An 18765-nucleotide genomic window follows, 5' to 3' on the forward strand; every position below is an offset into this window, starting at 1 on the left:
GACTCACCGACCCAATCGACCATGCCGGATACCGTTTGCCGCCCGCCGCGGCTGATTCTCGCCTCCAGTTCCCGCTACCGCCGCGCGCTCCTCGAGCGATTCGGCATGCCGTTCGACGTCGTATCGCCCGACCTCGATGAAACCCCGCTTGCGGGCGAAACGCCCGCCGCGACCGCGCTGCGCCTCGCCGGCGCGAAGGCGCGCGCGGTCGCCGCGACGATCGACGCGCCGGACGGCGTGCTCGTGATCGGGTCGGACCAGGTCGCGACGTTCGACGGCCACCAGATCGGCAAGCCCGGCACGCACGAGCGCGCGCTCGCGCAGCTCCTGTCGATGCAGGGCCGCGACGTCGAATTCCACAGCGCGCTCAGCCTGTACGACAGCCGCACCGGCGAAACGCAGAGCGAGGACGTCGTCACGCACGTGCGCTTTCGTTCGTTGCCCGAAGCCGAACTCGATGCCTACCTGCGCGCGGAAACGCCGTACGACGTCGCCGGCAGCGCGAAGTCCGAAGGGCTTGGCATCGCGCTGCTGGAGGCCATCGACTCCAATGACCCGACGGCACTCGTCGGCCTGCCGCTGATCGCGCTCACGCGGATGCTGCGCGCCGCGGGCTATCCGCTGTTCGCTACCCAAGGAGACCGCGCATGACGGCCGGCACGCTCTATCTCGTTCCGAACACGCTCGGCGAAGGCGACGCATCGATGCTCGCCGCCGTGCTGCCCGCCGCCGTGCAGGCGCGCGCAGGCACGCTCGGCTATTACATCGGCGAAAACGCGAAAACGACCCGCGCGTTCCTGAAGAAGATCGGCACGACGCGGCCGATCCAGGAAATCGATATCCGGGAACTGAACGTCAATACGCCGGCCGGCGAGATCGACCGGCTGCTCGCACCGGTACTGGCGGGCGCGGACGCCGGGCTGGTGTCCGAGGCCGGCTGCCCCGCCGTTGCCGATCCCGGCGCGCTGCTGGTCCGCCGCGCGCACGAGCGCGGCGTGAAGGTCGTGCCGCTCGTCGGGCCGAGTTCGATCCTGCTCGCGCTGATGGCGTCGGGCCTGAACGGCCAGAGTTTCGCGTTCAACGGCTACCTGCCGGTCGATGCGGCCGCACGGGCGAAACGCCTGCGCGAACTCGAGCAGGTGTCGCGCAAGGCGCGCCAGACGCAGATCTTCATCGAGACCCCGTACCGAAACCAGGCGATGCTCGACACGCTCGTCGCGACCTGCGCGCCGTCCACGCAGATCTGCGTCGCGGCCGACCTGACCCTCGAAACCGAGACGATCGCCAGCCGTTCGGTGGCGGACTGGAAAAAGGCGCCGGCGCCGAATCTGCAGAAGCGCCCCGCCATCTTCCTGCTGCTCGCGAACTGAGTCCCGCACCGGCAACAGTCTCGCAATGCGGGGCGCCCGGCCCGATCGCCGCGGCGCCGGCCGCCGCTCAGCGCAGATTGAACGACGTGCCGCCCGCAGTCAGCGCCTTCATCGCGGCGCCGCCGACCGCCGCGCCGAACTTGCGCGCGACGCGGTTCGTCAGGCTCTCCTTCACCGTGTAGTCGACGAGATCCGGCGCCTTCAGCACGTCGCGCGCGACCGTGTCGGTCGTGCCGTAGCCGTCGGCAAGCCCGAGCTCGACGCTCTTCTCGCCCGTCCAGAACAGGCCCGAGAACATGTCGGGCGTTTCGTGCAGCCGCTTGCCGCGGCCATCCTTCACGGCCTTGATGAACTGCGCATGGACCTGGTCCAGCAGCGCCTGCGCATGGACATCCATCTTCGGCGTCTCGGGTGAAAACGGGTCGTAGAAGCCCTTGTTTTCGCCCGACGTGTGCAGGCGGCGATCGACGCCGAGCTTGCCCATCAGGCCCGTGAAGCCGAAACCGTCCATCAGCACGCCGATCGAGCCGACGATGCTCGCCTTGTCGACGAAGATCTTGTCGGCGGCGGACGCAATGTAATAACAGCCCGATGCGCACATGTCGGTCACGACGACATACAGCGGCTTGCCCGGATACTTCGTGCGCAGCCGACGGATCTCGTCGTAGACCATCCCCGCCTGCACCGGGCTGCCGCCCGGGCTGTTGATCCGCAGCACGACGCCGGCCGTGCCGTCGTCGTCGAAAGCGGCATCCAGCGCCGTGTTGATGTCGTCGGCATTCGCGTTGGTGCCCGCCGCGATCTCGCCGTCGATCGTCACGAGCGCCGTGTGGCGCCCGCTCGACGAGAACTTCGAGTCGCTCGAGAAATCGATCAGCGCGAACGCGAGCAGCACGAACACGCCGAGGAACGCGAAGCGGAAGAAGATCTTCCAGCGCCGCGCCGCGCGCTGTTCCTTGACGGCCGCGAGCGCGATCCGCTCGAGCGCCGCGCGCTCCCAGTTCGGTTCGCGGCTATCGGGACGGGACGAGGAATCAGGGATATTCGGTTGGTCGGCCATGCAGTGGTGTCGTCAGTCGGTCGTGGCGGGAGGGGTCGGAGCGGCAGGACCCAGGTCGGCATCCGGCACCCAGAATACCGCACGCCCGTCCGGCGTGTCGCGCTCGTCGACCTCGACCGGCCGCAGGCGGCCGCCGCGGCACGGGCCGCCGACGCACTTGCCGGTATCCGGTGCGTAGATCGCGCCGTGCGTCGCGCACATCAGGTACAGGCCCGACGACTCGAAGAACTGCCCTTCCGCCCAGTCGAGCTCCATCGGCACGTGCGCACAACGATTCAGGTAGCCGTAGGCACGGCCGTCGTAACGCACGAAGAACACGACCGCCTGCTCGCCGCGCAGCGTCGCGTCGACGCGCACGCCGGCGCCGCCGTCGGCCAGCGCGTCCGATGCGCACACGCGCACGGCGTCCGGTGCCGCGCTCATGCGTGCTCCCGCAGCCACGCCGCCAGCGCGCCGACGTCCGGCGCGACGAAGCACGGCGTCAGCGCGGCCAGCGCGTCGGCCGTGTGTGCGCCGTACGAGACGCCGATGCCGGCCGCCCCCGCACTCGCGGCCATCTGCAGGTCGTGCGTGGTGTCGCCGATCATCACGGTACGCGCCAGGTCCTGCCCCAATTCGCGGGACAGCTCATGCAGCATCGCCGGGTGCGGCTTCGAGAACGTCTCGTCCGCGCAGCGCGTCGCATCGAACAGGCTCGTCAGCTTCGACTGGTCGAGCACGCGGTTCAGCCCGACCCGGCCCTTGCCGGTCGCGACCGCGAGCAGATAACCGGTATCGCGCAATTCCGCGAGGAGTTCGCGCACGCCGGCGAACAGCTCGATGCGCTGATCGTCCAGCAGGTAGTGATGGCGATAACGTTCGGCCAGCCGCGGATAGTCGGACGGATCGAGGGTCGGAGCGGTAATCTGCAGCGCATCGCGCAGGCCGAGGCCGATCACGTAGCGGGACGCCTCGTCCGACGGCGTGGGCAGACCGAGATCGCGGCAAGCGGCCTGGATGCTGTGCGCGATGTGCGCAGTCGAATCCATCAGCGTGCCGTCCCAGTCGAAGACGATCAGATCAAATTGCTGTCGGGCCATGCGAGTCAGGCGGTATCGCGCAGAGCGCTGAGTTGGTCGAGGAAGCGCCGGCATTCGTCGGGCAGCGGCGCGTCGAACTGCAGCGCCTCGCCAGTCAGCGGATGCGCGAGCTTCAGCCGGTGCGCATGCAGGAACATCCGTTTGAGCGACGGCTGCGCGTTCGCGCGCGCCAGCGCCTTGTTCAGGGCGAAATCGCCATACTTGGCGTCGCCGGCGATCGGCAGGCCGAGATGCGCGAGGTGCACCCGGATCTGATGGGTCCGCCCCGTTTTGAGTTCCGCTTCCACCAGCGCGTAGTCCGGCCAGCGCTCGATCAGGTTGAACACCGTGTGCGACGGCACGCCGTCGTCCTGCACGCGCACCCGCCGCTCCCCTTCCGGGGTCGAATACTTGAACAGCGGCGCCTTCACCGCGCGGCGGCGGCCCCAGTCGGACTGCCATTCGCCGTGTCCGCACGCGAAGTAGCGCTTGTCCATCCGGTTCTCGCGGATCTGCTCATGCAGGCCGACGAGCGCCGAGCGCTTCTTCGCGAGCATCAGGATCCCGGAGGTCTCGCGGTCCAGCCGGTGCACGAGTTCGAGGAATTTCGCACGCGGCCGCGCCTGGCGCATCTGCTCGATCACGCCGAACGCGACGCCGCTGCCGCCGTGCACCGCGACGCCAGCCGGCTTGTTGATGACGAGCATCGCGTCATCTTCGAACAGCACCTCGAACTGCGCGGGCGGCACGATCGGCGTATCGGCGCGCGCGAGGTCGGCCGCCGCTACCCGCACGGGCGGCACGCGGACGATGTCGCCGAACGCGAGACGGTACTGGGCGTCGACCCGACCCTTGTTCACGCGTACTTCGCCGCTGCGCAGGATCCGGTAAATATGGCTTTTGGGCACGCCTTTACAGACGCGCAACAGGAAGTTGTCGATCCGCTGACCGGCCGAGTTTTCGTCGATCTGGATCATCGATACCTGGCCGCTTGCGACCGAATTCTGGGATATTTTGCCTAACTCATTCATACTGAATATAATTTTGCCCAGCCTGACGTTGAGGGTGGCCTGACAGGCCGGCCCCGGCTGAATCGGGCAAGGCGCAAGCGCAAACCGCTATTTTACTTGCGCCGGGGGTCCGCTGCTCGCCCCTAATCAAAGAGATGCAGCAAGTTGCACGCACGGCGCCGCCCGTCGGCAAGGATCGCGCCCACAGGCGGATTCGGTCGGCAAGGCGCCGCGGTAACGGAAAGTTGGTTGAAAAGAATTTGATCGGCAGCCCGACGGCGCGAAGTGCGTCCGCAGGCTGCCGGTTGCGAAAATTACGGCGTTGCGCCCGATTTGGCCCCGCGAAGGTGCGGGGCTTGGCGACGTCAAACCAGGGAAGTACACCCCAAGCGGGAAAGTCGGGCTGGATTCGATACTCCCCGCTGCGGCCCAAGCCGCAGCATCTGCCGCCCGTCGGCGCGCGCGACGCATTGCGCGCGCCCGTGGCAATGCCCGGACTCAGGCTTAGCGCGCTTGTGCAGCGTGCGGTGTGTGAACGCCGTGCTTTGAAACCGTATTCGCAGGTGCCCAACGGCCGCCGGCCCCGTCTTTCGGGCCCAAGCGCCTCTTCAGGCAATTCTCCCCGCCATCCTTCCCGCTCCAGCGTGCTTGTGACAACACAACAAGGTGCGGCCTGCCGTCGTTCCCGCCCTCGCGACTGACAACCGCGAGGCGCCGGCAGCGGAGCCGCCTGGAGTCGTTCATGAAACGCATGCTGTTCAATGCGACGCAGCAGGAGGAACTGCGCGTCGCCATCGTCGATGGACAAAAGCTCATCGACATCGACATCGAGACAGCCGGGCGCGAACAGCGCAAAGGCAATATCTACAAAGGTGTCATTACCCGTATCGAGCCGTCGCTCGAAGCGTGCTTCGTCAACTACGGCGAAGACCGCCACGGCTTCCTGCCGTTCAAGGAAGTCGCCCGCCAGTACTTCAAGGAAGGCATCGACATGCGCTCCGCGCGCATCCAGGATGCCCTGCGCGAAGGCCAGGAGCTGATCGTCCAGGTCGAGAAGGAAGAGCGTGGCAACAAGGGCGCCGCCCTCACGACCTTCATCTCGCTCGCCGGTCGCTACCTCGTGCTGATGCCGAACAACCCGCGCGGCGGCGGCGTGTCGCGCCGGATCGAAGGCGACGAGCGGCAGGAACTGCGCGAAACCATGGCGCAGTTGCAGATTCCGGACGGCATGAGCATGATCGCCCGCACCGCGGGCATCGGCCGAAGCGCCGAGGAACTGCAGTGGGACCTGAACTACCTGCTGCAGCTGTGGCGCGCGATCGAAGCCGCGTCGCAAAGCGGCAACGCCGGCCAGCCGATGCTGATCTATCTGGAGTCGAGCCTCGTGATCCGCGCGATCCGGGACTATTTCCAGCCCGATATCGGCGAAATCCTGATCGACACGACCGAGATCTACGATCAGGCCCGTGCGTTCATGGACATCGTGATGCCGGACAACGTGTCGAAGGTGAAGCGCTACCACGACGACGTGCCGCTCTTCTCCCGCTTCCAGATCGAACACCAGATCGAGACCGCGTACTCGCGCACGGTGCCGCTGCCGTCGGGCGGCGCGATCGTGATCGATCACACCGAAGCGCTCGTCGCGATCGACGTGAACTCGGCGCGTGCGACCAAGGGCGCGGACATCGAGGAAACGGCGACCCGCACGAACCTCGAAGCGGCCGACGAAGTGGCCCGCCAGCTGCGCCTGCGCGACCTCGGCGGCCTGATCGTGATCGACTTCATCGACATGGAGTCGGCGAAGAGCCAGCGCGAAGTCGAGCAACGCCTGAAAGACGCGCTCAAGCACGACCGTGCGCGCGTGCAGATGGGCAAGATCTCCCGCTTCGGCTTGATGGAACTGTCGCGCCAGCGCCTGCGTCCGGCGCTGTCGGAAGGCAGCCACGTGACCTGCCCGCGCTGTAACGGCACCGGCCACATCCGCGATACCGAATCGTCCGCGCTGCAGGTCCTGCGGATCATTCAGGAAGAAGCGATGAAGGAAAACACCGCGGCGATCCACTGCCAGGTGCCGGTCGAGGTGACCGCCTTCCTGCTCAACGAAAAGCGCCAGGAAATCAACAAGATCGAGTCGCGTTTCAAGGTCGGCATCGTGCTGATCCCGAACAAGCACCTCGATACGCCGCACTACAAGCTCGAGCGCCTGCGCCACGACGACGCACGCCTCGACGATCCGCGTGCGTCCTGGAAGATGGCCGAGGAAGCCGCCCGCGAACTGGAGTCGGAAACCGGCTACAGCAAGCGCGCAGCCGAAGTGAAGCCGAAGCAGGAAGCGGCGGTCAAGGGCATCACGCCCGAGCGTCCGGCGCCGAGCCCGGCACCGCAGCGCCAGGCCGAGCCGGTTCCGGCGCCCGCACCGGTCGCCGCGGCGAGCGGCGGCTTCATCGGCTGGCTGAAGGGCCTGTTCGGCATGTCGCCGGCTCCGGCGCCCACGCCGGCTGCACCGGCACCGGCGAAGGAACAGGCTGGCCGTCCGGCCCGCGAGCGGACCGAGAAGACCGAGCAGCGCGGCGGCGATCGCAACCGCAACCGTCGTGGCGGCGCCCAGCAGGCTCAGGGTGGTCGCGACCAGGCAGCGGCAGGCCGTGGCCAGTCGCAACGCCAGGAACGCGAAGGCAAGGAAGTGCGCGAGCCGCGTGAACCGCGCGAGGGTCGCGAACCGCGTGAAGGCCGCGAGCCGCGCGAAGGTCGTGAGGGCCGCGAAGGTCGCGAGGGCCGTGGCCCGCGCGAAGGCCGCGAACCGCGCGAGCCGCGTGAAAGCCGTGAGCCGCGTGAACCGCGCGAGAACCGCGAACCGCGCGAGCGCACCGAGCAGCCGGAAGCCGTCGAGGCAGCCGGCCGCGGCGAGCGCCAGGAACGCGGCGAACGTCGCGAGCGCGGTGAGCGCCGCAAGCCGACGCAACACGCGGCGACGCTCGAGACCGTCACCCGTGGCGAGAACCATCCGGAAGCGGAAGCCGACCAGGCCGCAGCGGTCGCCCTGCCGGGCGCCGATGTCGCAGCCGACGCGGAAGCCGGCGCACGTGACGGCGAGGAACGTCGTCGCCGCCGCCGCGGCCGCCGTGGCGGTCGTCGCGAGCGCGAGGACGAAGGCGCAGTCGTCGACCACGCCGAACAAGGCGCGGACGGCGAAGCCGACGTGCAGGCCGTGACGTCGGAAGCCCCGAGCGCGGTCGAGCCGGCCCATACGGCCGCACCGGTCGCCGTGGCAGCCGTCGCCGCAGCGGGCGCCGTGGTCGCCGAGGCCGCAGTCGAACAGCGTGCCGAAGCAGTCGCACCGGCCGCGGTCGAGCCGCAACCGGCACCGGTTCGCGTCGAAGCGACGCCGGTCGCACCGCTCGAGCCTGCCCCGGTCGCACCGGCAGCCGAATCGGCCCCGGTCGCACCGGCCGCTGCTCCGGAAGCCGGCCCGGCTCCGGTCGCGGTTTCGCCGACCGATGCGTTTGAAGTCCCGGCCGCGCCTGCCGCCGTCGAAGCGCCGCAGTCTGCTCCCGTCGAGCAGGCCGCACCGGCACCGGTCGTCGCAGTCGAAGCTGCTCCGGCAGCCGTCGAACCGGCTCACGTCGAAGCCGCACCGGTCGAAGCCGTTGCCGCACCGGCTCCGGCGCCTGTCCAACCGGCCGCCGCGCCCGCTTCGGCGAGCCTCGACGTCGTGCTCGAACAGGCCGGTCTCGTGTGGGTGAACACCGACGCCGACAAGTTCCGCGCTGCCCAGGAAGTCGCGTCGAACCTGCCGCGTGCGGTCCGCGTACCGCGCGAGCGCAAGGCGCTGCCGCCGGTCGACACGACCCCGATGCAGCAGGTCGAAACGTCGCACCATTAAGCGGCGCATCGCCCGACCAGGAAAAGCCCGCCTCCGGCGGGCTTTTTCATTTCCGCGCTGCGGGTTTCCGCCCACCGGCCCGGCCGGCCGCTTGCGGCTAAAATAGAGGTCTGGCTCGCACTTCTTTCAACATGTCCCGACGCATCATTCCTCTCGCCGACGTCAGCGGGATGCCGGATATCTCCGGCGTCGCGCACACCCCTGACGGCGCCCTGGCCGACACGTTCGCCAGGCCGCTGCGCGACCTGCGCATCTCGGTGACGGACCGCTGCAATTTCCGTTGCGTGTACTGCATGCCGCGAGACGTGTTCGACAAGGACTACCCGTTCCTGCCGCACAGCGCACTGCTCACGCACGAAGAGATCGAGCGCGTGGCGCGGCTGTTCGTCGCGCACGGCGTCGAAAAGATCCGGATCACCGGCGGCGAGCCGCTGCTGCGCAAGAACCTCGAATTCCTGATCGAGCGCCTCGCGCGCCTGACGACCCATGACGGCCGCCCGCTCGACCTGACGCTGACCACCAACGGCTCGCTGCTCGCGCGCAAGGCGCGCGCACTGAAGGACGCCGGCCTCACGCGCGTGACGGTCAGCCTCGACGCGCTCGACGACACGCTGTTCAAGCGCATGAACGACGCCGACTTCGCGAGCGCCGACGTGCTCGACGGCATCTTCGCCGCGCAGGCCGCGGGCCTCGCGCCGGTCAAGGTCAACATGGTCGTGAAGCGCGGCACCAACGACGGCGAGATCCTGCCGATGGCCGAGCGCTTCCGCGGCACCGGCGTGATCCTGCGCTTCATCGAATACATGGACGTCGGCACGTCGAACGGCTGGAACATGACCGAAGTGCTGCCGTCCGCGGATGTCGTCGCGCGGATCGCCGAGCAGTTCCCGCTCGTGCCGCTCGAGCCGCACACGGCGGCGGAAACCGCGCAGCGCTGGGGCTATGCGGACGGCAGCGGCGAGATCGGCGTGATCTCGAGCGTCACGCAGGCATTCTGCGGCGACTGCACGCGCGCGCGGCTGTCGACCGAAGGCAAGCTGTACCTGTGCCTGTTCGCGTCGACCGGCCATGACCTGCGCGCCCTGGTGCGCGGCGGCGCCAGCGACGCCGAGATCGCGACCGCGATCGCCCGGATCTGGCAGGCCCGCACCGACCGCTATTCGCAGCTGCGCGGCAGCGCGGGCGCCGACGCGGTGCCCGACGGCGCCGGCAAGCGCGTCGAAATGTCGTACATCGGCGGCTGACGCGCGCCGCCCGCCCCGATTTCCCGCGATGTCCGCTTCCACCTCACCTTTCATCACCGGCCTGCTGCTCGCGGGCGGGCGCGCGACGCGCATGGACGGCGCCGACAAGGGCCTGCAGCTGCTGGACGGTACGCCGCTCGCGCTGCACGTGCTGCGCCGGCTCTCGCCGCAGGTCGACGAGACGCTGATCAGCGCGAATCGCAACGCCGATCGCTACGCCGAGCTCGGTGCGCCGTTCGACGCGCGCATCGTGCCGGACGAAACACCCGATTTCCCTGGCCCGCTCGCGGGGCTGCTCGCCGGCATGCGGGCGGCGCGCGCACCGCTCGTCGCGTGCTCGCCGTGCGATACGCCCTATTTGCCGGCCGACCTCGTCGCGCGGCTGCGCGCGGCCCTCGACGCGCAACAGGCCGAGATCGCGATGGCGGTGACCGTCGACGCGCAACAGGCGCGTTCGCCGCAGCCGACCTTCGCGCTGCTGCGAACGTCGCTCGCCGACGATCTCGCGGCCAGGCTCGCGGCCGGCGAGCGCAAGGTGCGTGCGTGGTACGCACGCCACAAGACGGTCGAAGTCGAGTTTCGCGACGAGCGTGCGTTTTACAATGCCAACTCCTGGCAGGAACTTGCCGCGCTTGCCCACCGCTGACGGCACCGGCATCCGTTTCCGCCCGCCGCATGCGCCTTCGCGCTCAGGTGCCCTCCGCGCGCCACCGGCCACGAACCCGATACGCCTTGCGGCGCAGTCCGACTGATGATCACGCAATCCTCGCCCGCCTCCCGAACCGCACCCGATTCCGCTGCCCCGCTGTCGCTCGCGGACGCGCAGGCGCTCGCATGCCGGTTCGCGGTACCGGTCGACGCATGCGACACGGTGCCGCTGCATGACGCCCTCGACCGCGTGCTCGCGGCAGACGTGAATGCGCCGTTCGACATCCCCGCGTACGACAACTCGGCAATGGACGGCTATGCATTCGACGGCAGCGCTGGCGCACTTGCATCGGCCGCCGATGTCGCGCTGACGGTGGCGGGCACGGCGCTCGCCGGCCACCCGTTCGACGAGGCCGTCGCACCCGGCGCGTGCATCCGCATCATGACCGGCGCGCCGATGCCGGCCGGATGCGACACGGTCATTCCGCAGGAACGCGTACACGTCGACGGTGACGTCATCCGCTTCGCCGCGCACGACGTCGCGCGCGGCGCAAACTGCCGCCGCGCCGGCGAGGATCTCGCGCGCGGCGCCTGCGCGCTAGCCGCCGGCCGCATCCTGCGCCCGTCCGATCTCGGCCTGCTCGCATCGTTCGGGTTACGCGAAGTCACGGTGCGCCGCCGCGTGCGCGTCGCCGTGTTCTCGACCGGCGACGAACTGCGCGAACCCGGCGAGCCGCCCGGCCGCGGCACGCTGTACGACAGCAATCGCGGAATGCTGGTCGCGATGCTCGAAAGGCTGCACATCGACGCGCTCGATCTCGGGATCGTCCGCGACGATCCGGCAGCGCTCGAACGCGCACTGCGCGATGCCGCCGCCGCACAGGCCGACGCGGTGATCACGTCGGGCGGCGTGTCGGTCGGCGAGGCCGATTTCACGCGCGACGTAATGGCGAGGCTCGGCGACGTGACCTTCGCGAGCCTCGCGCTGCGGCCCGGCCGGCCGCTCGCATGCGGCACGCTCGCGCGCGCGGGCGACGGCGCCGGTCACGTGCTGTTCTTCGGGCTGCCCGGCAATCCGGTCGCGTCCGCCGTAACGTTCTACGCGATCGTGCGCCCCGCGCTGCTGACGCTGGCCGGCGCGCATCCGCCGGCGCCGGCGATGTACACGGCACGCAGCACGCAGGCACTGAAAAAGCGTCCGGGCCGTACCGAATACCTGCGCGCCATCGCGACACGCGACGCCGACGGCCAGTGGCACGTCGCGCCGGCCGGTTCGCAGAGTTCCGCATCACTGAGCGGCCTCGCGGCCGCCAACTGTTTCATCGTCCTGGGCCACGATACCGCGGCAGTCGACGCGGGCGCCCCGGTCGACATCCTGCCGCTCGACGGCCTGATCTGAATTCCAATCGGTATATCTCTACGGGGGCAATCCGCACATGAAGAAACAAATCTCGTCGATCGCCGCGGGGCAAACCGCGAAGGCGCTGATCCTCGTCTACCTGACGTTCAGCGTGCCGATCGTGCTGCTCGGCATCCTGGTCGCGTACATCCGCTACGGGATGGTCGAACTGAGCACGATCCTGAGCGCGCTGCTGCTGAACGCGATCCTCGGCTTCGTGCTGCTGTGGATCGCCTGCCACGCGTACAACTGGGTCGCGTCGCGCTTCGGCGGCATCGAGATCGTGCTGTCGGATCCGCCGGAGGAAGCGTGAACGGCACGCCGCTGATTCGCGCGGCCGAAGCGCGCGACGTCGGCGCGATCCTCGCGCTGATGCGCGAGCTGGCCGAGTTCGAGAAGCTCACGCACCTGTTCGTCGCGCGCGACGCCGATCTGGCCGATGCGCTGTTCGGCAAGCACCCCGCCGCCGAAGCGCTGGTGGCCGAGCGCGATGGCGCGATCGTCGCGTATGCGCTGTTCTTCCACAACTATTCGACGTTCCTCGGCCGTCGCGGTCTGTATCTCGAGGATCTGTACGTACAGCCGTCGCAGCGCGGTACGGGCCTCGGCACCGCGATGCTGCAGCACCTCGCGGCACTCGCCGTCGAGCGCCGCTGCGGCCGTTTCGAATGGTCGGTGCTCGACTGGAACCAGCCGGCGATCGACTTCTACGAGAAGATGGGCGCGACCGTGCTGCCGGACTGGCGCATCGTGCGCGTCACCGGCGACGCGCTGGACGCGCTCGCCGCACGCTGAACACGGGCCGGCCACGCCGGCCGCTGTGTCAAAAGAAAACGGGCGCCGCGGCGCCCGTTTTTCGTTCCAGCCGGTTTCGGCGGCCCGCGTCGTGCGTCATGCATCGTCCGCATCGGCGCCGTCCGCGGCTTCCGCACCGAGCAGCCCGGCCGCCGTTTCGCCCGGCAACGCCTCGACCTGTTTCAGCTTGCGGTTCATCACGCGGGTGCGCTGCTCGGCGGCCTCGATCGAGCGCGTGACCGTTTCGAGCTGCGCCTTCGTGCGCGCGAGCACGTCGCCAAACTTGCCAAATTCGGTCTTCACCGCACCGAGCACCTGCCACACCTCGCTCGAGCGCTGCTCGATAGCGAGCGTGCGGAAACCCATCTGCAGGCTGTTCAGCAATGCGGTCAGCGTGGTCGGCCCGGCCACCGTCACGCGATAGTCGCGCTGCAGCAGGTCGGTCAGCCCCGGGCGGCGCAGGATCTCCGCATAGAGCCCCTCGGTCGGCAGGAACAGCAGCGCGAAATCGGTCGTATGCGGTGGTGCGACGTACTTCTCGGCGATCGTGCGCGCCTCCATCCGCACGCGCGCCTCGAGCGCACGGGCCGCTTCCTCGACCGCCACCGAATCGGCACGTTCCTGCGCATCGATCAGCCGCTCGTAGTCCTCACGCGGAAACTTCGCGTCGATCGGCAGCCACACCGGCGGCGCGTCGCGCGTGCCGGCGTCGCGCCCCGGCAGCCGGATCGCGAACTCGACGCGTTCGCTGCTCTTCGGCACCGTCGCGACGTTCTTCGCGTACTGGTCGGGTGTGAGCATCTGCTCGAGCAACGCCTCGAGCTGCACCTCGCCCCAGGTGCCGCGCGTCTTCACGTTGGTCAGCACCTTCTTCAGGTCGCCGACGCCGGCCGCGAGCGTCTGCATCTCGCCGAGCCCGCGGTGCACCTGCTCGAGCCGGTCCGACACGAGCTTGAACGATTCGCCGAGCCGTTGTTCGAGCGTCGCATGCAGCTTCTCGTCGACGGTACGGCGCATCTCCTCGAGCTTCGCCGCGTTGTTCGTCTCGATTTCCTTCAGCCGCTGCTCGAGCGTCGCACGCACTTCACCGATCCGGCGATCGTTGGCCTCGGTCAGTTGCGTGAGCTGCCGGTTCAGCGTGTCGCCGAACAGCCGCAGCGCGACCGTCTGCTCTTCGCGCGCCTGCTGCGCCTGGCGCTGCACGCTCTCGCGCATCGCGTCGAACTGCTGCGCGTTGCCCGCGACGAGCTTGCCGAGCTGTTGCGCGAAACCTTCGATCTGGTTGTTCTGCACGGTCGCGATACTCGTCAACTGCGTCGCGAGTGTCTGCTGAAGCTGCGAGAAATTGCCGGCCAGCTCGGTGCGCGAGCCGCGCGCATTCTCGACGATCTCGCCGCGCAACTCGCGTTCGAGCCGCTCGACCGCGAGCGCCTGCGCGTGCGCGGCGTCCTCGATCTGGTCGCCGAGCACGACCGCGTCGTCATGGCGGCCGCCGCCGCGCACCATCGCGACGATCGCCACCGCGAGCGCGACGGCCAGCACGACGACCGCTGCCAGCAACAACATCGTCGTCATGCGCGCGGCTTCCCGATCACGTCAGGGTTGATCGGATTCGGCGGCTGCCCCGCGCGCGGCCCAACGCCCAGCGCGGCGATCAGATTGTCGGCCGCGAGGTTCGCCATCGCGCGGCGCGTCTTCTCGGTCGCGCTCGCGATGTGCGGCGTCAGCACGACGTTCGGCACCTCGAGCAGCGCCGGGTGGACGCTCGGCTCGCCTTCATACACGTCGAGGCCGGCCGCGGCGATCGTCCCGTCGCGCAGCGCGGCGGCCAGCGCCGCGTCATCGACGATGCCACCTCGTGCGATGTTCGTCAGCGTCGCGGTGGGCTTCATCTTCGCGAGCTCGGCCGCGCCGATCGTGTGATGGTTCTCCTTCGTGTACGGCAGCACGAGCACGACGTGATCGGCACCCGCCAGCAATGCATCCTTCGACACGTATTCGGCGTTCAGCTCGGCCTCGATCTCCGGCGCGACCCGCGACCGGTTGTGATAGATCACCTGCATCCCGAAGCCGCGCGCACGCCGCGCGAGCGCCTGACCGATGCGCCCCATTCCGATGACGCCGAGCGTCGAGCCGTAAATGTCGCTGCCGAGGAAACCGTCGTACGCCCATTTCCGCCAGTGTCCGGCGCGCAACCAGTGCTCGGATTCGGCGATCCGACGCGCGGCGGCCATCATCAGCGCCCAGCCGAAATCCGCGGTCGACTCGTTCAGCACGTCCGGCGTGTTGGTGCCGAGCACGTTCGCCGCGTTGAACGCGGCCATGTCGAAGTTGTTGTAGCCGACCGCCATGTTCGACACGACGCGCAGGCGCGGCGCCGCCGCGAGCACAGCCGCGTCGACCGGGTCGCCCGCCGTCAGCGCGCCGTCCTTGTCGGCGAGACGCGCGGCGAGCGCGTCGGGGGCGAGCGCATCGCCGTTGTTCCAGTCGACTTCGAAATACTGCTCGAGCCGTTCGATCACGTCCGGAAAGATCGGACGCGCGACCAGGATCTTCTGCATCGCCATCTCCACATGCGGCGGCCGGAACGCGGCGCATCGAGTGCCGCCGGAATCGTCCGCGCTTGGTTGAAAATCGTCAGCCTAGGCCGTGAAGAAAATCCACGACGTCAGCAGGAATACCGGCACCAGTATCACGAGCGCCCAGCCGAGATACGCGAAGAAGCTCGGCATCTTCACGCCGCGCGACTCCGCGATCGCCTTCACCATGAAGTTCGGCGCATTGCCGATGTAGCTGTTCGCGCCCATGAACACCGCCCCCGCGGAAATCGCGGCGAGCGTCGTCGCGCCCGCCGTCATCAGCGATTGCGCATCGCCGCCGGCGAGGTTGAAGAACACGAGATAGGTCGGCGCGTTGTCGAGGAACGACGACAGCAGGCCGGTCGCCCAGAAGTACATCGCGTCGATCGGCTTGCCGTCGGGCCCCGTGACGAGATGGACGATCTGCGCGAACGCGCCGTCCGCACCCGCGCGCAGGATCACGATCACCGGCGCGATCGTCACGAAGATCCCCGCGAACAGCTTCGCGACCTCCTCGATCGGCGCCCAGTTGAACGCGTTCCCTTCGCGCGCCGAGCGCGGCGTCAGCGCGAGCGACACGAGCGCCACGACGACCAGCACGACATCGCGCACGAGATTCTGCAGCGCGACGTGCGTGCCCCACACGTCGAACCTGATGCCCGGCTTCCAGACGCCGCTCATCAGCACGAGGCCGATCACGGCCGCGAGCAGCACGAAGTTGACCTTGCCGTCGATCGACAGCGCGGCGTCGTCGGGCGTCGGGTCGAGCGCGGCGGGCCGCTCCTCGCCGCCTTTCCGGTAGAAGTACGTATCGACCACGAAGAACAGCGTCAGCAGCACCGCGCAAATGAACAGCATCGGCAGCGCGAGATGCGTGGTCGTCCAGAAGAAGCTCACGCCGTTCAGGAAGCCGAGGAACAGCGGCGGATCGCCGAGCGGCGACAGCGAGCCGCCCGCGTTCGCGACGAGGAAGATGAAGAAGATCACGACGTGCACGACGTGCTTGCGGTTGTCGTTCGCGCGCAGCAGCGGCCGGATCAGCAGCATCGCGGCACCCGTCGTGCCCATCACGCTCGCGAGCAGCGTGCCGAGCGCGAGGATCGCGGTGTTCAGCTTCGGCGTGCCGTGCAGGTTACCGTTGACGCAAATGCCGCCGGCAACCGTATAGAGCGCGGTCAGCAGCACGATGAACGGGATGTATTCCTCGAGCAGCGCGTGCACCAGCGTACCGAACGCCGTGCCCGCACCGAACGCGACCGCGAACGGAGCCAGGAACGCGATCGCCCACGCCGCGGCGATCTTGCCGAAATGGTGATGCCAGAACACCGGGGCGATGAGCGGGAACACCGCGATGGACAGCAGGATCCCGGCGAACGGGATGCCCCAGAGTGCGGACAGCGTGGCACCGTCGAGCGTGGCGGCCGATGCGAGCGCGGGAACGGCGCCAAGCGCGGCTCCCGACGCCATGCCCGCCCAGGCGGCATGTCGTTTCATGCAGTACTTCCTTGTGCGAGTGAGTCGAGTGAGGATGGATCGGGCGCGCGCGTCATGCGCCGCGCACGACGATCGCGTGAACGCGGTACGGGCCGTGCGCGCCCAGCACGATGGTCTGCTCGATATCGCCCGTACGCGACGGGCCCGATACGAAATTGACCGCGCGCGGCAATTCGCCGCGCTCCGCGCGAATCAGTGCGAATGCGTCTTCATGGCCCGCGACGATCCGCGACGCCGGCACGATCGCGATGTGGGTTTCCGGCAGCAGCCCGGCCGATGCATAGGTGTCGGGGCCGGACAGCAGCACCAGCGAACCCGTTTCGGCGGTCGCGCAGAAGCAGCCCGTGAGGCCGACGAGATCGCCGTCGCGCGGCTTGCGGCAGTCGACCGCCAGGCCTGCCCCCGCCCAGTCGAGCTCGGCCAGCGTGCGCCATGCGACGGCCTGCATCGGCAGTCCGTGAGCGGAAAGATAGCGGGCAGCGGCGGCGGGCGCGTCGGCCAGCGTCGCGACTTCGTCGACCGTCGTAGACAGGCGCGCCGCTTCATCGACGAACGCGGCGACGAGGTCGGCCGGCATCGGCGGGCGCGGCCCTTCGGGATGGCGGGCGAGATAGTCGGCGACGCCGTCGCGCTCCGCTGCATCGGGCTCGGGTGCGCGTCCTTGCGCCGCGCGAATGCGTGCGAGGATCTGGCGACGGGCAGCGGAAGTGTCCATGAACGGTCCTCGTGACGTTGGCGTGCGATACCGTCGGATTATACCGGCCGCCCTCGGCGCGACGCATCTGGCCGCATGGCCGACGCTTACTGCGATGCGTCGTCCGCCGGCTGCGCGATGCCGAATACCTGGCGCAGGTACGCGAGATACGCCTTGTCGTCGCACATGCTCTTGCCCGGTGTATCCGACAGCTTCGCGACCGGCTGTCCGTTACAGCGGACCATCTTGATCACGATCTGCAGCGGCACGTAGCCGAGATCGTTCGTGAGGTTCGTGCCGACGCCGAACGCGAGCTTGCAGCGATTGCGGAACCGTTCGTAGAGCTGCATGACCTTCGGGATGTCGAGCGCGTCCGAGAACACGAGCACCTTGGTGCGCGGATCGCAGCGGTTCGCCTCGTAGTGGCGCAGCATGCGTTCGCCCCACTCGAACGGATCACCCGAATCGTGGCGCGCGCCGTCGAACAGCTTGCAGAAGTACATGTCGAAGTCGTTCAGGAACGCATCCATCCCGTAGACGTCCGACAGCGCGATCCCGAGGTCGCCGCGATACTCCTTCGCCCACATCTCGAAACCGTAGGTCTGTGAATCGCGCAACCGCGGGCCGAGCGCCTGGCAGGCCTGCAGGTATTCGTGCGCCATCGTGCCGAGCGGCGTCAGGCCGTGCTTCATCGCGTAGAACACGTTGCTCGTGCCCGCGAACTGCGGCCCGAGCCCGTCGCGCAGCGTCAGCGCGACCTCCTCGTGCCACACCTTCGAGAAGCGCCGGCGCGTGCCGTAGTCGGCGATCTTGCAGTCGGCGAACTCGGGCTTCGCGCCAAGCAGCTTGATCTTCTCGCACAACCGCTCGCGGCCTTCGCGATAGTCGGGCTCCCGCTGCGTGTTGCGGAAATAGACCTCGTTGACGATCGCGAGCGCCGGGATCTCGAACAGGATCGTGTGCAGCCACGGCCCCTCGATCACGATGTCGATCTCGCCGTTGCCCTTCGGCGAAGGCGTGATCGAGATGTACTTCTCGTTCAGGTGGAACAGCGCGAGGAAGTCGACGAAATCGCTCTTGATGAAGCGCATGCGCCGCAGGTAGTCGAGTTCGTCGTCGGTGAAGCGCAGCGAACACAGGCCGCGCACCTCGTCGCGGATCTCGTCGATGTACGGCACGAGATCGACGCCCGGCGTGCGGCACCGGAACCGGTACTCGACGTTTGCGGCAGGAAAGTGATGCAGGACGACCTGCATCATCGTGAACTTGTAGAGATCCGTGTCGAGCAGCGAAGTGATGATCATGATTACGGCACCGCCAATATCGTGACAGGGCCCCGGCGCACCGCGCGCCGCCCGGTCTGTCGGCCATGTTACCCGAATGCGGGCCCGACCATCGTGAAACCGCCTCCCCCTGCCCGCCGCGCCGTGCGGACGGCCGCACGCGCCGCGCCCGCGGTCGGCCCCATAAACTAATCACGAAACGATATAAGCCGGATAGCCGACCATGCCATGCGGGTTTTGCGCTTCAG

17 protein-coding genes are annotated in these 18765 nt (G+C 68.5%); 8 read left to right on the forward strand and 9 right to left on the reverse strand.

Going from position 1 to position 18765, the window contains the following annotated elements:
• Positions 1–21: 21 nt before the first annotated feature.
• Complete coding sequence (locus DIE06_RS16205) at positions 22–651, forward strand: Maf-like protein (protein ID WP_124662285.1); 630 nt, start codon at positions 22–24, stop codon at positions 649–651.
• Positions 648–1370 carry an SAM-dependent methyltransferase gene (locus DIE06_RS16210; RefSeq protein ID WP_124662286.1) on the forward strand — a complete coding sequence of 241 codons (723 nt, stop codon included), beginning with the start codon at positions 648–650 and terminating at the stop codon, positions 1368–1370. Before DIE06_RS16205 ends, DIE06_RS16210 begins: the two co-directional genes overlap by 4 nt.
• Before the next feature lie 67 nt (positions 1371–1437).
• Here DIE06_RS16210 and DIE06_RS16215 read toward each other — a convergent pair whose 3' ends face one another.
• The 4 genes from DIE06_RS16215 to DIE06_RS16230 are packed head-to-tail and all read right to left on the reverse strand — an operon-like array spanning position 1438 to position 4519.
• Entirely contained in the window at positions 1438–2430 is a 993-nt protein-coding gene (locus DIE06_RS16215; protein WP_124662287.1) for a S49 family peptidase, read from the reverse strand.
• 12 nt (positions 2431–2442) lie between these two features.
• Positions 2443–2853, reverse strand: coding sequence for a Rieske 2Fe-2S domain-containing protein (locus DIE06_RS16220; protein ID WP_124662288.1), 411 nt, complete (start codon positions 2851–2853; stop codon positions 2443–2445).
• Positions 2850–3509, reverse strand: a complete 660-nt coding sequence (locus DIE06_RS16225) for an HAD-IA family hydrolase (RefSeq protein ID WP_124662289.1) — start codon at positions 3507–3509, stop codon at positions 2850–2852. The genes DIE06_RS16220 and DIE06_RS16225 overlap by 4 nt, the downstream gene beginning before the upstream one ends.
• 5 nt (positions 3510–3514) lie before the next feature.
• Positions 3515–4519: an RluA family pseudouridine synthase gene (locus DIE06_RS16230; RefSeq protein WP_124662290.1), complete on the reverse strand. Its 1005-nt coding sequence runs from the start codon at positions 4517–4519 to the stop codon at positions 3515–3517.
• A gap of 721 nt (positions 4520–5240) precedes the next feature.
• Between DIE06_RS16230 and DIE06_RS16240 the strand changes: the two genes are divergently transcribed.
• The 6 genes from DIE06_RS16240 to DIE06_RS16265 all read left to right on the forward strand — a co-directional run bounded on the left by DIE06_RS16240 (position 5241) and on the right by DIE06_RS16265 (position 12467).
• Entirely contained in the window at positions 5241–8381 is a 3141-nt protein-coding gene (locus DIE06_RS16240; protein ID WP_124662291.1) for an Rne/Rng family ribonuclease, read from the forward strand.
• 131 nt (positions 8382–8512) lie between these two features.
• On the forward strand, positions 8513–9625 hold the full coding sequence (gene moaA / locus DIE06_RS16245; protein ID WP_124662292.1) for a GTP 3',8-cyclase MoaA: 1113 nt from the start codon (positions 8513–8515) through the stop codon (positions 9623–9625).
• A gap of 28 nt (positions 9626–9653) precedes the next feature.
• Positions 9654–10271, forward strand: coding sequence for a molybdenum cofactor guanylyltransferase MobA (mobA, locus tag DIE06_RS16250; RefSeq protein ID WP_124662293.1), 618 nt, complete (start codon positions 9654–9656; stop codon positions 10269–10271).
• Positions 10272–10376: 105 nt separating this feature from the next.
• Positions 10377–11672 (forward strand): gephyrin-like molybdotransferase Glp, encoded by a 1296-nt coding sequence (gene glp / locus DIE06_RS16255; protein ID WP_124662294.1) that lies wholly within the window; start codon positions 10377–10379, stop codon positions 11670–11672.
• 37 nt (positions 11673–11709) lie between these two features.
• Positions 11710–11985: a hypothetical protein gene (locus DIE06_RS16260; RefSeq protein ID WP_006476519.1), complete on the forward strand. Its 276-nt coding sequence runs from the start codon at positions 11710–11712 to the stop codon at positions 11983–11985.
• Positions 11982–12467 (forward strand): GNAT family N-acetyltransferase, encoded by a 486-nt coding sequence (locus DIE06_RS16265; RefSeq protein WP_124662295.1) that lies wholly within the window; start codon positions 11982–11984, stop codon positions 12465–12467. The genes DIE06_RS16260 and DIE06_RS16265 overlap by 4 nt, the downstream gene beginning before the upstream one ends.
• Before the next feature lie 96 nt (positions 12468–12563).
• On the opposite strand, the gene DIE06_RS16270 is transcribed toward DIE06_RS16265, so the two are convergent.
• From DIE06_RS16270 to pncB, 5 genes are all read right to left on the reverse strand, one after another.
• Complete coding sequence (locus DIE06_RS16270) at positions 12564–14042, reverse strand: DNA recombination protein RmuC (protein ID WP_124662296.1); 1479 nt, start codon at positions 14040–14042, stop codon at positions 12564–12566.
• Entirely contained in the window at positions 14039–15028 is a 990-nt protein-coding gene (locus DIE06_RS16275; RefSeq protein WP_124662297.1) for a D-glycerate dehydrogenase, read from the reverse strand. Before DIE06_RS16275 ends, DIE06_RS16270 begins: the two co-directional genes overlap by 4 nt.
• Before the next feature lie 81 nt (positions 15029–15109).
• Positions 15110–16540 carry a sodium:proton antiporter gene (locus tag DIE06_RS16280; RefSeq protein WP_124662298.1) on the reverse strand — a complete coding sequence of 477 codons (1431 nt, stop codon included), beginning with the start codon at positions 16538–16540 and terminating at the stop codon, positions 15110–15112.
• 52 nt (positions 16541–16592) lie between these two features.
• On the reverse strand, positions 16593–17255 hold the full coding sequence (locus DIE06_RS16285) for a lactate utilization protein C (protein WP_124662299.1): 663 nt from the start codon (positions 17253–17255) through the stop codon (positions 16593–16595).
• 86 nt (positions 17256–17341) lie between these two features.
• A complete protein-coding gene (pncB, locus tag DIE06_RS16290) occupies positions 17342–18538 on the reverse strand; it encodes a nicotinate phosphoribosyltransferase (protein ID WP_124662300.1) in 1197 nt (398 codons plus the stop codon).
• Between the last annotated feature and the right edge of the window lie 227 nt (positions 18539–18765).

This window comes from Burkholderia sp. Bp8998, assembly GCF_003854235.1.
Lineage (GTDB): Bacteria > Pseudomonadota > Gammaproteobacteria > Burkholderiales > Burkholderiaceae > Burkholderia.

Coding starts and splice junctions, on each gene's coding strand:
- glp (WP_124662294.1), top strand. CDS start 10,377: ATGATCACGCAATCCTCGCCCGCCTCCCGAACCGCACCCGATTCCGCT.
- mobA (WP_124662293.1), top strand. CDS start 9,654: ATGTCCGCTTCCACCTCACCTTTCATCACCGGCCTGCTGCTCGCGGGC.
- DIE06_RS16280 (WP_124662298.1), bottom strand. CDS start 16,540: ATGAAACGACATGCCGCCTGGGCGGGCATGGCGTCGGGAGCCGCGCTT.
- DIE06_RS16270 (WP_124662296.1), bottom strand. CDS start 14,042: ATGACGACGATGTTGTTGCTGGCAGCGGTCGTCGTGCTGGCCGTCGCG.
- DIE06_RS16210 (WP_124662286.1), top strand. CDS start 648: ATGACGGCCGGCACGCTCTATCTCGTTCCGAACACGCTCGGCGAAGGC.
- DIE06_RS16220 (WP_124662288.1), bottom strand. CDS start 2,853: ATGAGCGCGGCACCGGACGCCGTGCGCGTGTGCGCATCGGACGCGCTG.
- DIE06_RS16225 (WP_124662289.1), bottom strand. CDS start 3,509: ATGGCCCGACAGCAATTTGATCTGATCGTCTTCGACTGGGACGGCACG.
- DIE06_RS16215 (WP_124662287.1), bottom strand. CDS start 2,430: ATGGCCGACCAACCGAATATCCCTGATTCCTCGTCCCGTCCCGATAGC.
- DIE06_RS16230 (WP_124662290.1), bottom strand. CDS start 4,519: ATGAATGAGTTAGGCAAAATATCCCAGAATTCGGTCGCAAGCGGCCAG.
- DIE06_RS16275 (WP_124662297.1), bottom strand. CDS start 15,028: ATGCAGAAGATCCTGGTCGCGCGTCCGATCTTTCCGGACGTGATCGAA.
- DIE06_RS16285 (WP_124662299.1), bottom strand. CDS start 17,255: ATGGACACTTCCGCTGCCCGTCGCCAGATCCTCGCACGCATTCGCGCG.
- DIE06_RS16260 (WP_006476519.1), top strand. CDS start 11,710: ATGAAGAAACAAATCTCGTCGATCGCCGCGGGGCAAACCGCGAAGGCG.
- moaA (WP_124662292.1), top strand. CDS start 8,513: ATGTCCCGACGCATCATTCCTCTCGCCGACGTCAGCGGGATGCCGGAT.
- pncB (WP_124662300.1), bottom strand. CDS start 18,538: ATGATCATCACTTCGCTGCTCGACACGGATCTCTACAAGTTCACGATG.
- DIE06_RS16205 (WP_124662285.1), top strand. CDS start 22: ATGCCGGATACCGTTTGCCGCCCGCCGCGGCTGATTCTCGCCTCCAGT.
- DIE06_RS16240 (WP_124662291.1), top strand. CDS start 5,241: ATGAAACGCATGCTGTTCAATGCGACGCAGCAGGAGGAACTGCGCGTC.